The 15,942-nt window shown below is 60.7% G+C and carries 13 protein-coding genes and 1 riboswitch; of the genes, 2 read left to right on the top strand and 11 right to left on the bottom strand.

What is annotated here, in order from left to right:
- Positions 1-302: 302 nt before the first annotated feature.
- The 9 genes from ACM6JQ_RS02985 to ACM6JQ_RS02945 form a co-directional block, all read right to left on the bottom strand.
- A complete protein-coding gene (locus ACM6JQ_RS02985; protein ID WP_007915780.1) occupies positions 303-1,013 on the bottom strand; it encodes a membrane integrity-associated transporter subunit PqiC in 711 nt (236 codons plus the stop codon).
- 177 nt (positions 1,014-1,190) lie between these two features.
- A complete protein-coding gene (gene parC / locus ACM6JQ_RS02980; protein WP_414893200.1) occupies positions 1,191-3,455 on the bottom strand; it encodes a DNA topoisomerase IV subunit A in 2,265 nt (754 codons plus the stop codon).
- 7 nt (positions 3,456-3,462) lie between these two features.
- The gene (locus ACM6JQ_RS02975) at positions 3,463-3,987 is read right to left on the bottom strand and encodes a TIGR02281 family clan AA aspartic protease (RefSeq protein ID WP_095113484.1); all 525 of its coding nucleotides are present in this window, start codon (positions 3,985-3,987) and stop codon (positions 3,463-3,465) included.
- Entirely contained in the window at positions 3,984-4,973 is a 990-nt protein-coding gene (locus ACM6JQ_RS02970) for an esterase-like activity of phytase family protein (protein WP_095113483.1), read from the bottom strand. Before ACM6JQ_RS02970 ends, ACM6JQ_RS02975 begins: the two co-directional genes overlap by 4 nt.
- On the bottom strand, positions 4,973-6,880 hold the full coding sequence (parE, locus tag ACM6JQ_RS02965) for a DNA topoisomerase IV subunit B (protein WP_007915770.1): 1,908 nt from the start codon (positions 6,878-6,880) through the stop codon (positions 4,973-4,975). Before parE ends, ACM6JQ_RS02970 begins: the two co-directional genes overlap by 1 nt.
- A gap of 41 nt (positions 6,881-6,921) precedes the next feature.
- Complete coding sequence (locus ACM6JQ_RS02960) at positions 6,922-7,530, bottom strand: YqiA/YcfP family alpha/beta fold hydrolase (protein ID WP_095113482.1); 609 nt, start codon at positions 7,528-7,530, stop codon at positions 6,922-6,924.
- A gap of 289 nt (positions 7,531-7,819) precedes the next feature.
- Positions 7,820-8,635 (bottom strand): 3',5'-cyclic-AMP phosphodiesterase, encoded by an 816-nt coding sequence (cpdA, locus tag ACM6JQ_RS02955; RefSeq protein ID WP_414893199.1) that lies wholly within the window; start codon positions 8,633-8,635, stop codon positions 7,820-7,822.
- Positions 8,636-8,732: 97 nt separating this feature from the next.
- Positions 8,733-9,185, bottom strand: coding sequence for a DUF1249 domain-containing protein (locus tag ACM6JQ_RS02950; protein WP_095113480.1), 453 nt, complete (start codon positions 9,183-9,185; stop codon positions 8,733-8,735).
- Positions 9,176-9,793 carry an NUDIX domain-containing protein gene (locus ACM6JQ_RS02945; protein WP_007915755.1) on the bottom strand — a complete coding sequence of 206 codons (618 nt, stop codon included), beginning with the start codon at positions 9,791-9,793 and terminating at the stop codon, positions 9,176-9,178. The genes ACM6JQ_RS02950 and ACM6JQ_RS02945 overlap by 10 nt, the downstream gene beginning before the upstream one ends.
- A 227-nt stretch (positions 9,794-10,020) precedes the next feature.
- Here ACM6JQ_RS02945 and ACM6JQ_RS02940 point away from each other — a divergent pair, with 227 nt between their 5' ends.
- On the top strand, positions 10,021-10,767 hold the full coding sequence (locus ACM6JQ_RS02940; protein ID WP_007915753.1) for an RsiV family protein: 747 nt from the start codon (positions 10,021-10,023) through the stop codon (positions 10,765-10,767).
- On the opposite strand, the gene cytX is transcribed toward ACM6JQ_RS02940, so the two are convergent.
- Positions 10,736-12,028, bottom strand: a complete 1,293-nt coding sequence (gene cytX, locus ACM6JQ_RS02935) for a putative hydroxymethylpyrimidine transporter CytX (protein ID WP_414893198.1) — start codon at positions 12,026-12,028, stop codon at positions 10,736-10,738. The genes ACM6JQ_RS02940 and cytX overlap by 32 nt on opposite strands.
- Before the next feature lie 130 nt (positions 12,029-12,158).
- Positions 12,159-14,048 (bottom strand): phosphomethylpyrimidine synthase ThiC, encoded by a 1,890-nt coding sequence (gene thiC / locus ACM6JQ_RS02930; protein ID WP_007915736.1) that lies wholly within the window; start codon positions 14,046-14,048, stop codon positions 12,159-12,161.
- A gap of 146 nt (positions 14,049-14,194) precedes the next feature.
- Positions 14,195-14,300, bottom strand: a riboswitch (TPP riboswitch).
- A 206-nt stretch (positions 14,301-14,506) separates the two neighbouring features.
- On the opposite strand from thiC, the gene ACM6JQ_RS02925 reads away from it, so the two are divergent.
- The gene (locus ACM6JQ_RS02925) at positions 14,507-15,940 is read left to right on the top strand and encodes a TolC family outer membrane protein (RefSeq protein ID WP_007915734.1); all 1,434 of its coding nucleotides are present in this window, start codon (positions 14,507-14,509) and stop codon (positions 15,938-15,940) included.
- Positions 15,941-15,942 lie beyond the last annotated feature (2 nt).

Raw genomic sequence — 15,942 nt, 5'->3', positions numbered from 1 at the left:
GGAGGGAGAGGGAACCGATCCGGGAATACTGAAGACCTACAGCGACTTGAACGCCCAGCGGTGAATCCATAATCGCCAAGATCTTTCAGGTCGATATATAACGCCAGACACCACGGTCGCCCCTGCTCTACCGAATCCATAATCGCCAAGCTCTTTCAGGTCGATGCATAGCGCCAGACACCTCGGTCGGCTCCCTCTCCCTCTGGGAGAGGGCTGGGGTGAGGGGCTTTTGATCTTGCCTACCAAACCCCAGACACAACAAAGCCCGCACAAGGCGGGCCCTGTTCTGACTCGGTCCAGGCTTAGAAGCGGAACACTTCCATATCTGTCCGAATCGGCGAGGCCATCGGAATCTTCGGCTGCTTCTCGGCTTCCGCTGCTGGCGCCGCCGGCTTCGGTGCCGATTTACGCGGCGCCTCGGCCACCGGCGGCTGATTGGCCAACGGCTTCAGCGCCACCGACAATTGCTCGGCCAGACGCTGCAGCAAAATACCCTGTGCCTGCACCTGCGAAGCCGTACTGCCGGCATGCAGCTCTTGCAGGTGAACGATGCGGTTATCGCGCACCTGACCACGACGGTCGATCAAACGCCATTGCGCATCAAGTATCGCCGGTTGTTTCTGGCCAGAGTCCAGACGCGTAATGGTCAACAACACCTGCACATCCGGAGTGAACCCCGTTGTGGCCGGTGCCAGCACTACACGTTGGCTGTCCAGATGGCCAGCGACCTGACGCATCAGCAACTGATCGATATCCGACGAAAGGCTGCCAGCCCAACGACCGTCGGTCGCCGCTTGCAGACTGCCGTCTGGTTGACGTTGCAGTAATGTTTCACGTTGCAGGTAATCGGCTACGACTACCGGGCCTAACAAAACCGCCATGCCTGCGCTTTGCGCAGGCTGAACCGGACTTCCGCTGTCCAGTTGATACAGCGACACCGGCTGGTGAACGCTGCAACCCGCCAGGCCCAAAACGCCGGCGAGCAGGAAAATAAGGGGGCGCAGAGCTGTCATCATCCCGTCCAGGTGGCCGCCACAAGGCTGACCACAGTGAAAATACTCAATAAATATGAAGAACGCTCAGCCACGCCGGCGCTTGGAAAGGCCATATCATCCGTGAATATGCGTTCCGACTCCAGCGCCAAAGCGTCGATCTACGCGTTAAATCGTGGATCGACGCCTCTAGGACGCCTAATTGAGGTTTTCGACGAGCAGCGCATCCACTCTCTGGAAGCCCCTTGGAAGCTTATTGCCACGACGTCCACGTTCACCTTTGTAGTGTTCGAGGTCGTCGGCCTTCAGCGACAGGGTGCGTTTTCCGGCCTGCAGCACCAACGTGGCGCCTTCCGGAATGACCGCGATGTCCGTGACATATTCTTCGCGACTGGCCACGCGCTCACCGGAAATACCGATGATCTTGTTGCCTTTGCCCTTACCTAATTGTGGCAGATCGCTGATTTTGAAGATCAGCAGGCGACCTTCGGTCGTGACCGAGGCCAGCCAGTTGTGCTCACGATCAGCTACCGGACGCGGCGCGATGACTTTGGCGTTGTTCGGCAGGCTCAACAGGGCTTTACCGGCCTTGTTCTTGGCTTGCAGGTCTTCGCCTTTGACCACGAAGCCGTAACCGGCGTCGGAGGCGATCACGTACAACGCATCGTCTTCCGGCATCAGCACACACTCGAACGAGGCGCCCGGCGGCGGCGTCAGACGACCGGTCAACGGTTCACCCTGACCACGCGCCGACGGCAACGTGTGCGCGGCGACCGAATAGCTGCGGCCGGTAGAGTCAATCACCACGGCAGACTGGTTGGAGCGCCCCGCCGCCGAGGTCTTGAAGCCGTCGCCGGCCTTGTACGACAGGCCGGTAGCATCAATGTCATGACCTTTGGCCGAACGGATCCAGCCTTTTTCCGACAGCACCACGGTGACTTTCTCGTTCGGCAGCAGATCGTGCTCGGTCAGCGCCTTGGCTTCTGCACGCTCGACGATTGGCGAGCGACGGTCATCGCCGTAAGTTTCAGCGTCTTTCAGCAGTTCGGTGCGCACCAGCTTCTTCAGCTTGGCTTCGCTGCCCAGCAGCGCTTGCAGCTTGGCTTGTTCCTTGAGCAGTTCGTCCTGCTCGTCGCGCAACTTCATCTCTTCCAGTCGCGCCAACTGCCGCAGACGGGTGTCGAGGATGTAGTCGGCCTGAATTTCGCTGAGGGCGAAACGCTCGATCAGCTTGGCCTTCGGATGCTCCTCGGTGCGGATGATGTGGATCACTTCATCGAGGTTGAGGTAGGCAATCAACAAACCGTCCAACAGGTGCAGACGACGCTCGACCTTGTCGAGGCGGAATTGCAGGCGGCGACGCACGGTCAGCACGCGGAATTCCAGCCACTCGACCAGCAAGGCACGGAGGTTTTTCAGCTGTGGTTTGCCGTCCAGACCGATGATGTTGACGTTGACCCGGTAGGTCGACTCCAGCTCGGTGCTGGCGAACAGGTGCTGCATCAGCGCTTCGTGATCGACGCGGCTGTTGACCGGAATGATCACGATGCGGCACGGGTTTTCGTGGTCGGATTCGTCGCGCAGGTCAGCGATCTGCGGGGCTTTTGACGGCTTGGCCTGCATCAGCGCGGCGATCTGCTCCAGCACCTTGGCACCGGACACCTGGTGCGGCAGCGCGGTGACGATGATGTCGCCGTCCTCGACGTGGTACACGGCGCGCATGCGCACCGAGCCCTTGCCGGTTTCGTACATCTTCAGCAGGTCGGCGCGCGGGGTGATGATTTCTGCTTCGGTCGGATAGTCCGGGCCTTGAATGTGTTCGCAGAGTTGCTCGACCGTGGCTTTCGGCTCATCGAGCAGGCGCACGCACGCGGTGGCGACTTCGCGCAGGTTGTGCGGCGGCACGTCGGTGGCCATGCCCACGGCGATACCGGTGGTGCCGTTGAGCAGAATGTTCGGCAGGCGCGCCGGCAGCACCAGCGGCTCCTGCAGGGTGCCGTCGAAGTTCGGCCCCCAGTCGGCAGTGCCCTGGCCGAGTTCGCTGAGCAGCACTTCGGAATAACGCGACAGACGCGCTTCGGTGTAACGCATGGCGGCGAAGGACTTCGGATCGTCCGGCGCACCCCAGTTACCCTGACCGTCGACCAGCGTATAGCGATAGCTGAATGGCTGGGCCATCAGCACCATCGCTTCGTAGCACGCCGAGTCACCGTGCGGGTGGAATTTACCGAGCACGTCGCCGACGGTACGCGCCGACTTCTTGTGCTTGGAATCGGCGTCCAGGCCCAACTCGCTCATCGCATAAATGATGCGACGCTGCACCGGTTTCAGGCCGTCGCCGATATGCGGCAAGGCACGGTCCATGATCACGTACATGGAGTAGTTGAGGTAGGCACTTTCGGTGAAGTCGGCCAGCGAGCGGCGTTCTACACCGTCCAGGCTGAGATCAAGGGGGTTGCTCATGCAGGCCTCATCGGTTCGTTGTCTGGCGCAGCAGCATGGTGCCACCGCGCTGAGTAAATTCAAGTTTGTTCAGGGCGCTCATGCCGAGCAACACCTGATCGCCATGCAGCCCCGGCGCCACCAGTGCGCGGACGTCGCGCAGCACGATGTCGCCCAGTTGCAGGCGGTCGATTTTGGTCCGGTAGCCCTGGCTCAGGCCGTTGGCCGTGCTCAGGGTCACACCGAAACCTTCTTCCAGTTTCAAACGCTTGGCCAGATCCGCCGGGATCGCCACATCGGTCGCGCCGGTGTCGAGCATGAACTCCACCGGCTCACCGTTGATCTGACCGCTGGCGACAAAATGCCCTTGGGCGTTGCCGGCCAGCTTCACCTCGATAAAACCTTCGCCCTGCTCCGAACTGACGACGACGTTCGGATTCTGCTGACGTTGCTCCCACTGGCCGAAAAACCGCGTCGCCAGAAACAGCGCCGCGCACCACGCCAGAATCATCAGCACCCGACCGGCGCTCTTGCCCGGCGGCTGTTGACTCATGGCTTGGCGCTCCAGCCGCCATCAGGTGCGGCGAAGCGCCAGACGATCGGCCGAACCTCACCGTCGGCCCGCGGGCCGAAATTATTGTCGACGCCGACCCATGCACCATCAGCGTCAACGATCAGCGCCTCTTCCAGCCCGAAGTTCTGCGAATAACGGCGGTGGGCCTGTAACAGTTCAGCGGCGTACGACCAGCAACGCTCGACCTTGGCGGTCTGCGCATCGCGCCGACAAATCTGGAAAGCGTTGCGCTCAAGGGTAAACAATTTGCCGTTGAACAACGAAAGGTCGGAAAAGTCTCGGTCGACCGCTCTAGCCTTGGGGAACTGCGGCGGCTGCATTTCCTTGCCGCCCTCGCTGAGCAGCACGCAACGACCGTCGCAATCCCACACTGTCTGCTGGCGCTTGATCAGCAGCAAGCCACGGCTTTGCCGCTCGGCGGCCAGCCACATCTGATCGCCCGCCGGGCTGATCGCCAGGCCTTCGAAAATCGCATTGAAATGCAGGAGCATGCCGCTGGCCCGCGCTTCGCGAACCATCATCGGCGAGATCTTCAGCCAGTTGACCGGGCCGCTGACGGGCACCTGCAAGACCGCCGCATGGCCCTCGCTGACAATGTAGCGATTGCCGGTGCTGTCGCAACTGATGCCTTCGAAATCCAGGTCGCCACCGCGCACGAACGATGCGGCCCAATTGCGCGAGCGCAACCCCCACGGTAGACCGGTCTCCGGCACCAGGGGCACGTCGATGTGCAAGGCTTCGGCCTGCCAGACCTGATCGGCGGTATTGAGCCGATAGATCTGATCATCATCGCGGTCCGACACCGTCCACAACTCGCCGCCACACATGGCCAGCCCCGACAGGTTACCGCCGCGCATGCCGTCGACGGGGTGTTCGGAGAGCACGCGCAATTCCTGCAAAGGCTCGGCCGACACGCTCATCACACTCAGCAGCAACACACCCGCCAAGGCCCAGCCAAACCGCATCAGGCCAGCACCTCGGCGAGGTTGCCTTTGGATTCGAGCCAGGTCTTGCGGTCACCGGCGCGTTTCTTCGCCAGCAGCATGTCCATCATTTCCGAGGTTTCGGCAAAATCCTCGCCCAGCGTCAACTGCACCAGACGTCGCGTGTTCGGGTCCATGGTGGTTTCACGCAGCTGCGGCGGGTTCATCTCACCCAGACCTTTGAATCGGGTGACCTGCGGTTTGCCGCGTTTCTTCTCGGCGACCAGGCGGTCGAGAATGCCGTCGCGCTCGGCTTCGTCGAGAGCGTAGTAGATCTCTTTGCCCAAATCGATGCGGTACAGCGGCGGCATGGCGACGTAGACGTGACCGGCATCCACCAGCGGGCGGAAATGCTGGACGAACAACGCGCAGAGCAAGGTCGCGATGTGCAGACCGTCGGAGTCGGCGTCGGCGAGGATGCAGATCTTGCCGTAACGCAACTGGCTCATGTCCGCCGCGCCCGGGTCGACACCGATGGCCACGGCGATGTTGTGCACTTCCTGACTGGCCAACACTTCACTGCCGTCGACTTCCCAGGTGTTGAGGATCTTGCCGCGCAACGGCAGGATCGCCTGGAACTCTTTGTCCCGCGCTTGCTTGGCGGAACCGCCGGCGGAATCACCTTCGACCAGAAACAGTTCGGAACGCATCGGATCCTGCCCGGCGCAGTCGGCCAGTTTGCCCGGCAACGCGGGGCCTTGAGTGACGCGTTTACGCTCGACCTTCTTACTCGCCTTGAGACGACGACCGGCGTTATTGATTGCCAGCTCAGCCAGGGCCAGACCGGTTTCCGGGTTGGCGTTGAGCCACAGGCTGAACGCATCCTTGACCACACCGGAGACAAACGCCGCCGCTTCACGGGACGACAGACGCTCTTTGGTCTGGCCGGAGAATTGCGGCTCCTGCATTTTCATCGACAGGACGAACGCGATGCGCTCCCAGACGTCTTCCGGCGCCAGCTTCACGCCGCGCGGCAGCAGACTGCGGAATTCGCAGAACTCGCGCATGGCGTCGAGCAAACCCTGACGCAAACCGTTGACGTGGGTACCGCCCTGCGCCGTCGGGATCAGGTTGACGTAGCTTTCCTGCACCGCGTCGCCACCTTCCGGCAGCCACAGCAGCGCCCAGTCGACCGCTTCTTTATTACCGGCGAAAGCGCCGCAGAACGGCTCGTTCGGCAGGCGTTCGAATTCGCTGACGGCGTCGACCAGATACGAGCGCAGGCCGTCTTCGTAGTGCCACTCGACTTTCTCGCCGGTGCCTTTGTCTTCGAAGCTGACCAAAAGGCCCGGGCACAACACAGCCTTGGCCTTGAGCACGTGCTTGAGGCGGCTGATGGAGAATTTCGGTGAATCGAAATACTTCGGATCCGGCGCGAAGTACACGCTGGTGCCGGTGTTGCGCTTGCCGACGGTGCCGACGATTTCCAGCTCGGTGGCTTTGTAGCCATCGGCGAACGTCATCTGGTATTCGTTGCCGTCACGCTTTACGCGCACGCGCACTTCGGTCGACAAGGCGTTGACCACGGAAATACCCACACCGTGCAAACCGCCGGAGAACTGGTAGTTCTTGTTGGAAAACTTGCCGCCCGCGTGGAGTTTGGTGAGGATCAGTTCGACGCCCGATACGCCCTCTTCCGGGTGGATATCGACCGGCATGCCACGGCCGTCATCGCTGACTTCCAGCGAGTGATCGGCGTGCAGGATGACCTGCACCGATTTGGCGTGGCCAGCCAGGGCTTCGTCGACACTGTTGTCGATGACTTCCTGGGCGAGGTGGTTCGGCCGACTGGTGTCGGTGTACATGCCGGGGCGTTTGCGCACCGGGTCGAGGCCCGAGAGGACTTCGATGGCGTCGGCGTTATAAGAGCTAGCGCTGGGAGTGGCCATAGGGTCTCGTCGTCAGTCATTCATGAAATAGGGGCAAGACTTCACAGTGCGGTGAAATCGATTGCCTGATACACATCGGCACCAATGCCGGCAAAACTCAGCAACGCCGGCAATTGCCCGGCAAAGCCTTGGAAACTGTGGTCGCCGCCGGCCTGAATGCGCAAGGCACAGGCGCGGTAATACTGCTGGGCGAGGCGATAATCCAGTGTTTCATCGCCGGTCTGCAACCACACCTGATAACGCTGGGCGTCCTGAGGCGCCGGCACTTCCAGTTCGGCCAGGGCCGTGACGTGGTCGTGGGTCAATTCCCAGGTTTCATCGGTATACAGGTTTTTCTGTGTGCCCAGATAGCCGTCGAACATCCGGTGCGGGCTGACCGCCGGGTTGACCAGCAGGGCTTTCAGGCCATGGCGCTCGGCCAAGTGAGTCGCATAGTAGCCGCCGAGTGAGCTTCCCACCAGCAGCGGGCTGCCCAGTTCGGCAATCGCTTGTTCCAACTGACCGATGGCTTCACGCGGGTGGTGATGCAAGGCCGGAACACGCAGTTTGTCGCTCAAACCCAGCTGCTCCATCACGGAGACCAGCTGGCAAGCCTTTTTCGAGGCCGGGGCGCTGTTGAAACCGTGGATATAGAGGATCGAACCGGACATTTGAGCTCCCTGGGTGTCGGTTTGGGTTTGCGGAGTTTACAGGGAGAGAAGAGCGGATTGGGGGTGGTTTCGAGAAATTGGTTATTCAGCAGGGGCGGCCCTCACCCTAGCCCTCTCCCAAAGGGAGAGGGGACTGAATGGGGAATATTCAAGAACTACACCGACCTGAAAGTGATTGGGCGAATCCATAATCGACTCGGTATTTCAGGTCGGCGCATGACGCAATACACCTCGGTCGGCTCCCTCTCCCTCTGGGAGAGGGCTGGGGTGAGGGGCTCTTGATCGAAAATCAGTAACCTTCGGAACCGTAATCAACGGTAAAAGCAAATCCAGTCACACGCTCAACGCCGGTTTCAATTCGCCCATCCGGCAACAACCGCAACCACCGATACCCCGGCGCCTGCTCCCCCACCTTAAAATCCGCACTCCCCGGCTCGAACTGAATGCAGGTCGAAGGCGAAGCCATCAAGCGCACGCCATTGCGCTCACGATCAATCTCCTGATGCACATGCCCCCACAACACCGCGCGAGCCTGTGGAAAACGATCCAGCACCTCGAAAAACGCCTCGGGATTGCGCAAACCAATCGGCTCCATCCACGCGCAACCGATCGACACCGGGTGATGATGAAAACAAACCAGATGATGGCGCTCCGGCGCTTCGCTCAGGGAGCGGGCCAGCAGCTGCAATTGATCATCCTGAAGATACCCCGGCACCGAACCCGGCACCGCCGAATCCAGCAGCGTCACCCGCCAGTTACCAATATCGACTACCGACTCCAGCAACGCGCTCTGCACGGCGGCCTGGGCCATGATCATCGGTTCGTCGTGATTGCCGGGAATCCAGCGCGCCGGGGCAGCGATCTGCGCGCTCATCTGGCGAAACTGCTGATACGACGCCAGCGTGCCGTCCTGCGAGATATCGCCGGTGGCCAGAATCAGGTCGATCTGCGGCTGCTGCTCCAGCACCAACTCGATCACCTGTTGCAGGCTCTCGCGGGTGTTCATGCCCAGCAGCGTACCGTGCGCTTCAGCGAACAGATGGCTGTCGGACAACTGCACCAGCAGCGGCGAATCGGCGGAGGTCAACGTGGATACGCTCGGCAAGGCGCTCTCCCAAGGCAAAAGCACGGAATCGATAGTGGCGCAATTATGCTGGGGGATCACTGAAAGAGGAAACTGCCGAACCGGACGCAGTTCACAACTAGCGTACGACTTCGTACTCGTGCCCCAACGCCAGGCAATGACTCAGCCATTCCCCCAGGAACAGATTGAGCTGGGCCTTTTCATCTGGCTGATGCATGGCCGCGTTCGGGTAAGGATAGATGCCGCGAAAGCGTCGTGCATGTTCGGCGCTGACCACTTCGGCCATGCGCGCGTCGTGATAGACCTGCACTTCCAGTTGCGGCACCGGCAGCCACGGCAGGCTGTGTTCCTGACGCACTTGCAACGTTGTGGTGTATGGGCAGGTTTGCAGCACTTCGAGGGCCAGCACGCCGAGCATCTGCTCGCCCTGGGTCACGGCGATGCGCCGCGCCTCGGGCTCGTTGCGCATGTCCGGCAGCAGTCGCATCAGGCGCGCGTAGTTGGCCTCGCAGGCGGCTTGCAGCCCCGCGAGGTCGACTCGATAACGATCGCGCAACTTGTTTACGACCATAACCCCCTCACTTCGGCGCGGTTCAGCGCCAGCCACTGCAAAGCGATGATGCTCGCCGCGTTGGCAATGCGACCGTCACGGACGGCCTGCAAGGCATCTTCAAAGGCCCAGACCGTGACGCGGATATCTTCTGCCTCTTCTTCCAGGCCATGCAGGCCGCCAACGCCGTCAGTGCTGCAACGCCCCAGATACAAATGCACGAACTCGTTGCTGCCGCCCGGCGACGGGAAATACTTGGTCATCGGCCACAGGGCCTTGATGTCCAGCCCAGCTTCCTCCTGCGCCTCGCGGTGAGCAACTTCTTCCGGCACTTCGGCCTTGTCGATCAGACCAGCGACCAGTTCGACCAGCCACGGGTTGTCGGTCTTGCCCATGGCGCCGACGCGAAACTGCTCGATCAACACCACCTCGTCGCGCTGCGGATCGTAAGGCAGCACACACACGGCATCGTGGCGTACAAAGACTTCACGGTTGATCTCGCGGCTCATGCCACCGGCGAACAATTCATGACGCAGGTGCAAACGGTCGAGTTTGTAAAAACCCTCGTAGCAGCGCTCGCGTCGCACGACGTCGACGGTGGTCGGAATGGCGTTGGCAAAATCAGTCATGAGCATCCTCTTTACTGCAGATCCATTACGAGTTGCCGCTTGTTACTGGCAACCTCGACTTCGCGCCATCCTAACGCGCCCGCACCGTTTGATGCAGCCCCTTTACCGTCAGCGGGATGGACGGTGGAGGCGAAACCCACTCTAATTAGCTTAGTGGCGAACTGACTGCTTCTGCGAGAGTCGAAGCGGATATCTTTTTGCCTTCCCCTGCTTTCGAAAGGACGCCCATGTCGCTTTTCAAAATTGCCTCCGTGGCCGCCATTGCCCTGACTCTGGGTGCGTGCGCCAGCCTGTTCCAGCCCAACTACCGCACGCCGCTGGAAACCACCCGCGATGCATCGGAACAACTGAAACCGGGCTGTTCCAACCCTGATTGCCCACTGGTGAACATCGACACCCTGCGCTTCCCGGCCGAACCTGCGCTGGACGGCATCATCGAAAAACGCCTGCTGCAAATGACCCGCACCGAGAAAAACGCCCAGGTAGCGCCAACCCTGGCGGCCTATCGCGAGCAGTTTCTGGCCAGTGCCGGCCCGCGCAACAGCAGCTACCTGCAAGCGAAAGTACGCGAGCAGCATGACGGCTTGGTGATCATCGAGGTGTCGAGCTACCTCGACACCGGCGGTGCGCATGGCACCCCGGGGCGCGGTTTCATCAACTATTCGCGCCAGCAGCACAAGGTGCTGAACCTGTCCGACATGCTCGTGCCGGGTCAGGAAGAGGCGTTCTGGAAAGCGGCGCAGGTCGCGCACAACAGTTGGTTGATCAGCACCAAGCTCGATCAGGAGCCGGAGTTCGTGGCGAACTGGCCGTTCGTGAAGACCCCGAACGTGGCGCTGACCTATGGCGGCGTGATCCTCAAGTACGACGTGACCACCATCGCGCCTTACGCGCTGGGCCACGTCGAACTGAAGATTCCTTATCCGCGTCTGAACGGCATTCTCAAGCCCGAGCTGTTTCCCGGCCGTAACTGAAGGCCCGGCCGAGCACTAGTTGCAATAGCCCTGCCAGCACCAGCGCCGGCAGGGTTGCGCCGACATCCGGATACAGATTCGCCAGCAAGTGGTAGGTGCTCACACCACCCAGCCACGCTAACAACGCCGGCCAGCGCAATGCCGCCAAAGCGACCTGAGCGCTGCGCTTGCGCAGGATGAAGTGATCCACCAGCACCACGCCGAACAGCGGCGCAAACACCGAGCCGATCAGCAGCAGGAAATTCTGGTACTGCGCCAACGGCGCCAGCAGGGCGATCAGCGTGCAGATCACGCCAATGGCCAAGGCCAGATGCTCGACTTTCAGGCGCAACAGAATCCCGCTGGAAACCGCTGCCGAGTGAATGTCGGCGAAGGCGTTTTCCGACTCATCCAGCAGAATCAGCAACAGCGGAATGCCCAGACCTGCACCGGCCAGTGCCAGCAGCAACGCATTGACTTCACCGCTCGGCGCGAACGCAAGCGTGTAAGCGACGCCAAGGCTCATCAGCCAGAAGTTGCCGATAAAGAAACCAACCGCAGTGCCACCAAAAACATTCTTCGCACGCTTGCCGAATCGCGAGTAGTCGGCGATCAGCGGCAGCCACGACAGCGGCATCGCAATGGCAATGTCAAAGCCCACAGCGAATGGCATCGAACCGTCACCGGCACGCGACCAGAGATCGGCCAGATCGGCTTTGGCAAACAGGTTCCAGGTCAGCCACAGGCACGCCGCCAACAGCAGCCAGATGCCCCACTTGCGCAGGATCTGCCGCACAAAAGTCAGCGGCCCGCTAACAGCAAGCAACGTCGCCAGCGCGCCGAAAAACAGTGTCCACAAAACCGGGTTCGACCACAGCGAACCTTCGCTGAACGCGCGGGTGCCGAGCAGGCTGGCAGCGTCGCGCATGACGATGATTTCGAACGAGCCCCAACCAATCAGTTGCAGCAGGTTGAGCAGCGCCGGCAGGCTCGCGCCTTTGCTGCCGAGGCTGAGTTTCAGCGCGGCCATCGAGGACAGACCGGTGTCGCTGCCGATCACGCCAACGGCGGCCAGCAACAGTACGCCGACCAACGTGCCGAGGAAAATCGCCAGCAGCGAACCGGACAGGCCCAGACCTGGCGCGAGTAATGCGCCGGTCTGCAAAACCATCAGGCCGATGCCGAGGGAGAACCACAAGGAAAACAGATCGCGACCACCGAATACACGCTTGTCGGCGGGTACGGCGAGGTCGGGGGAATAAGTGCTGGGTTGAATGCTCAAGGGTGTTATCTCAGAGGGACACTTGTTGTGATCGTTCCCACGCTCCGCGTGGGAATGCCTCTAGGGACCAGTGACGCGGAGCGTCACGGGCTGCATTCCCACGCAGAGCGTGGGAACGATCAGTACGGGCTCAAACCTTTTTGTACAGCTGACTGCCTTCCTTCTTGAACCGCTCGGCCTGTTCCGCCAGGCCTTGGGCGACGTCCACGTCGACCGCGTCGATCCGCTGGTTGGCCGCATACTCGCGGACTTCCTGAGTGATCTTCATCGAGCAGAATTTCGGCCCGCACATCGAACAGAAATGCGCGACCTTCGCCGAATCCTTCGGCAGGGTTTCATCGTGATACGAACGCGCGGTATCCGGATCCAGACCCAGGTTGAACTGATCCTCCCAACGGAACTCGAAACGCGCCTTGCTCAAGGCGTTGTCGCGAATCTGTGCGCCCGGATGCCCTTTGGCCAAGTCCGCTGCGTGCGCGGCGATCTTGTAAGTGATGATCCCGGTCTTCACGTCATCCTTGTTCGGCAGACCCAAGTGTTCCTTCGGCGTCACGTAGCAGAGCATCGCGCAACCGAACCAGCCGATCATCGCCGCACCGATACCCGAGGTGATGTGGTCGTAGCCCGGCGCAATGTCGGTGGTCAGCGGGCCGAGGGTGTAGAACGGCGCCTCATCGCAGCACTCCAACTGCTTGTCCATGTTCTCTTTGATCAACTGCATCGGCACGTGGCCCGGGCCTTCGATCATGGTTTGCACGTCGTGTTTCCAGGCGATCTTGGTCAGTTCGCCGAGGGTTTCCAGTTCGCCGAATTGAGCAGCATCGTTGGCGTCGGCAATCGACCCCGGACGCAAGCCATCACCCAGCGAGAAGCTGACGTCATAGGCTTTCATGATTTCGCAGATTTCTTCGAAATGCGTGTAGGCGAAGTTTTCCTTGTGATGCGCCAGGCACCACTTGGCCATGATCGAACCGCCACGGGAAACGATACCGGTCACGCGTTTGGCGGTCAGCGGCACGTAACGCAGCAGCACGCCGGCGTGAATGGTGAAGTAGTCGACGCCCTGCTCGGCCTGCTCGATCAGCGTGTCGCGGAACAGCTCCCAGGTCAGGTCTTCGGCCGCGCCGCCGACTTTTTCCAGCGCCTGATAGATCGGCACTGTGCCGATCGGCACCGGCGAGTTACGGATGATCCACTCGCGGGTTTCGTGAATGTGCTTGCCGGTGGACAAGTCCATGATGTTGTCCGCGCCCCAGCGAATGCCCCAGGTCAGTTTCGCCACTTCTTCTTCGATGGACGAACCCAACGCGCTGTTGCCGATATTGCCGTTGATCTTCACCAGGAAGTTACGGCCGATGATCATCGGTTCCAGTTCGGTGTGGTTGATGTTGGCCGGAATGATTGCGCGGCCACGGGCGATCTCTTCACGGACAAATTCAGGGGTGATGATTTTCGGCACGCTGGCGCCGAAGCTGTGACCCGGGTGTTGCTGATCCAGCAGGCCGGCGGCGCGGGCCACCTCAAGCTTCATGTTTTCGCGGATGGCGACGAATTCCATCTCGGGCGTGATGATGCCCTGACGCGCATAGTGCATTTGCGTGACGTTGGCCCCAGCCTTGGCGCGGCGCGGGTTGTTGACGTGGGCAAAGCGCAGCTTGGTCAGTTCCGGATCGGCGAGGCGCTCGCGACCAAAGTTGGAACTCAGACCCGCCAGGCGCTCGGTGTCGCCACGGTCATCGATCCACGCCGAACGCACATCGGCCAGGCCTTTGCGTACGTCGATCACCACGTTCGGATCGGTGTAGGGGCCCGAGGTATCGTAAACGGTGACCGGTGCGTTGATTTCACCGCCGAAGTCAGTCGGGGTCACATCAAGGGTGATTTCGCGCATCGGCACGAGGATGTCCGGGCGCGAGCCCTGAACGTAGACTTTTTGCGAACGGGTGAACGGCTTGACCGATTGCTCGTCGACCTTGGCCGAGTCACTCAGGTTGATCGCGTTTTTTGATTTTGTAGTCATCACGGGCTCTCCAGACAGCATCCAGGCAGTGGATTGTCGGAGCAGAACCTGAAAGGCACGGACGCACCAGGACCGGTGCTGTGCATCGTCGTCGAGCGTTCGATTGTCGAACAATTTCCCGGACGAAGCACAAGAGGACTCGCCGGGTGACGAGAAATCTTGTTCCCTACGCAGGCGCTAACCTGATCAGGTTCAACGGGATCCGAAATTATTCGATCTCAGCCTCATAGCAAGGCACCCCGACAAGAACCCGGCCAGTCTAGACACAACCGGCAAAGAACGCCAACACCGCAGCAAACACCATGATGAATGGCGCAAATACACAGGTTGGGCCGATTGTTGTGATCGATTTGCGCAACTACACTCGCTTTGCCCCGCCACGCCTTGACGCTGCGGGGCTTGCGCCTTACCTTTGGCGCCCGGATTACTTCCATAATATTAATGCTAGGGATCGCCTCATGCTGCGCAAACTCTCACTGGCTGTTGCCGTGTCTTGTGCGTCCAACGCAATGGCCTGGGCAGCAGAAGCGCCCTTGTCGACCAAAACCGATCTGGTCAGCGTCTATCAGGAAGCGGTCGACAACAATGCCGACCTGGCCGCCGCCCGCGCTCAGTACGGTGCGCAGAAAGAAGTCGTGCCACAGGCCCGCGCCGGTCTGCTGCCGAACCTGTCGGGCGGTGCCGAAGTGGCCAATGTGCGCACGTCGATCGATCAACCCTCGGCCACTGCCAATCGCAGCGCTCACTCTTATCAAGCGACTCTGGCCCAGCCATTGTTCCGCGCCGATCGCTGGTTCCAGTACCAGGCCGCGAAGGACGTCAACGAGCAAGCCGCCCTGCAACTGTCGGCGACTGAGCAGAACCTGATCCTGCAATCGGCCGAAAGCTATTTCAACGTGCTGCGCAGCCAGGACAACCTCGCCTCGACCAAGGCCGAAGAAGCCGCGTTCAAGCGCCAACTCGACCAGTCCAACGAACGCTTCGATGTCGGCCTGTCGGACAAGACCGACGTGCTGCAATCGCAAGCCAGTTACGACACCGCACGGGCCAACCGCATCGTTGCCCAGCGTCAGGTCGATGATGCCTTCGAAGCGCTGATCACCCTGACCAACCGCCAGTACAACTCGATTCAGGGCATCGTCCATACGCTGCCGATCCTGCCGCCGGCGCCGAACGATGCCAAGGCGTGGGTCGACACAGCGGCGAAACAGAACCTTAACCTGCTGGCGAGCAACTTCGCCGTCAGCTCGGCCGAAGAAACGTTGAAGCAGCGCAAGGCCGGCCATTTGCCAACCCTCGACGCCGTGGCCAAATACGAAAAGGGTGACAACGATGCGCTGGGATTTGCCAATCCGAACTCGTTCGGCACGCCTTATCACGGCAACGTCGAGCAGAGCACAGTCGGCTTGCAACTGAACATCCCGATCTACAGCGGCGGGTTGACCAGCTCGCAAGTGCGCCAGTCGTATGAGCAACTGAATCAGAGCGAACAACAGCGCGAATCCCTACGCAGGCAGATCGTCGAGAACACCCGCAACCTGCACCGTGCGGTGAACACCGACGTCGAGCAAGTGCAGGCGCGTCGTCAGTCGATCATTTCCAACCAGAGCGCAGTGGAAGCCACCGAGATCGGTTATCAGGTCGGTACGCGCAACATCGTTGACGTGCTCGATGCGCAGCGTCAGCTGTACACCTCGGTGCGCAATTACAACAACACGCGTTATGACTACATCCTCGACAACCTGCGTTTGAAGCAGGCGGCGGGGACACTGAACCCGGGTGACCTGGAAGATCTGCGGCGGTATCTGAAGGCCGATTACAACCCAGACAAGGATTTCCTCCCGCCGGATCTGGCCAAGGCCGCCGAGGCGCAGCTCAAGGCCCGGCCTTAAGC

It is taken from the genome of Pseudomonas sp. IT-232MI5 (genome assembly GCF_949767845.1).
Taxonomy (GTDB): domain Bacteria; phylum Pseudomonadota; class Gammaproteobacteria; order Pseudomonadales; family Pseudomonadaceae; genus Aquipseudomonas.
Note: the sequence above shows the minus strand (reverse complement) of the source record. Positions and strands in the feature narration are given on the sequence as shown.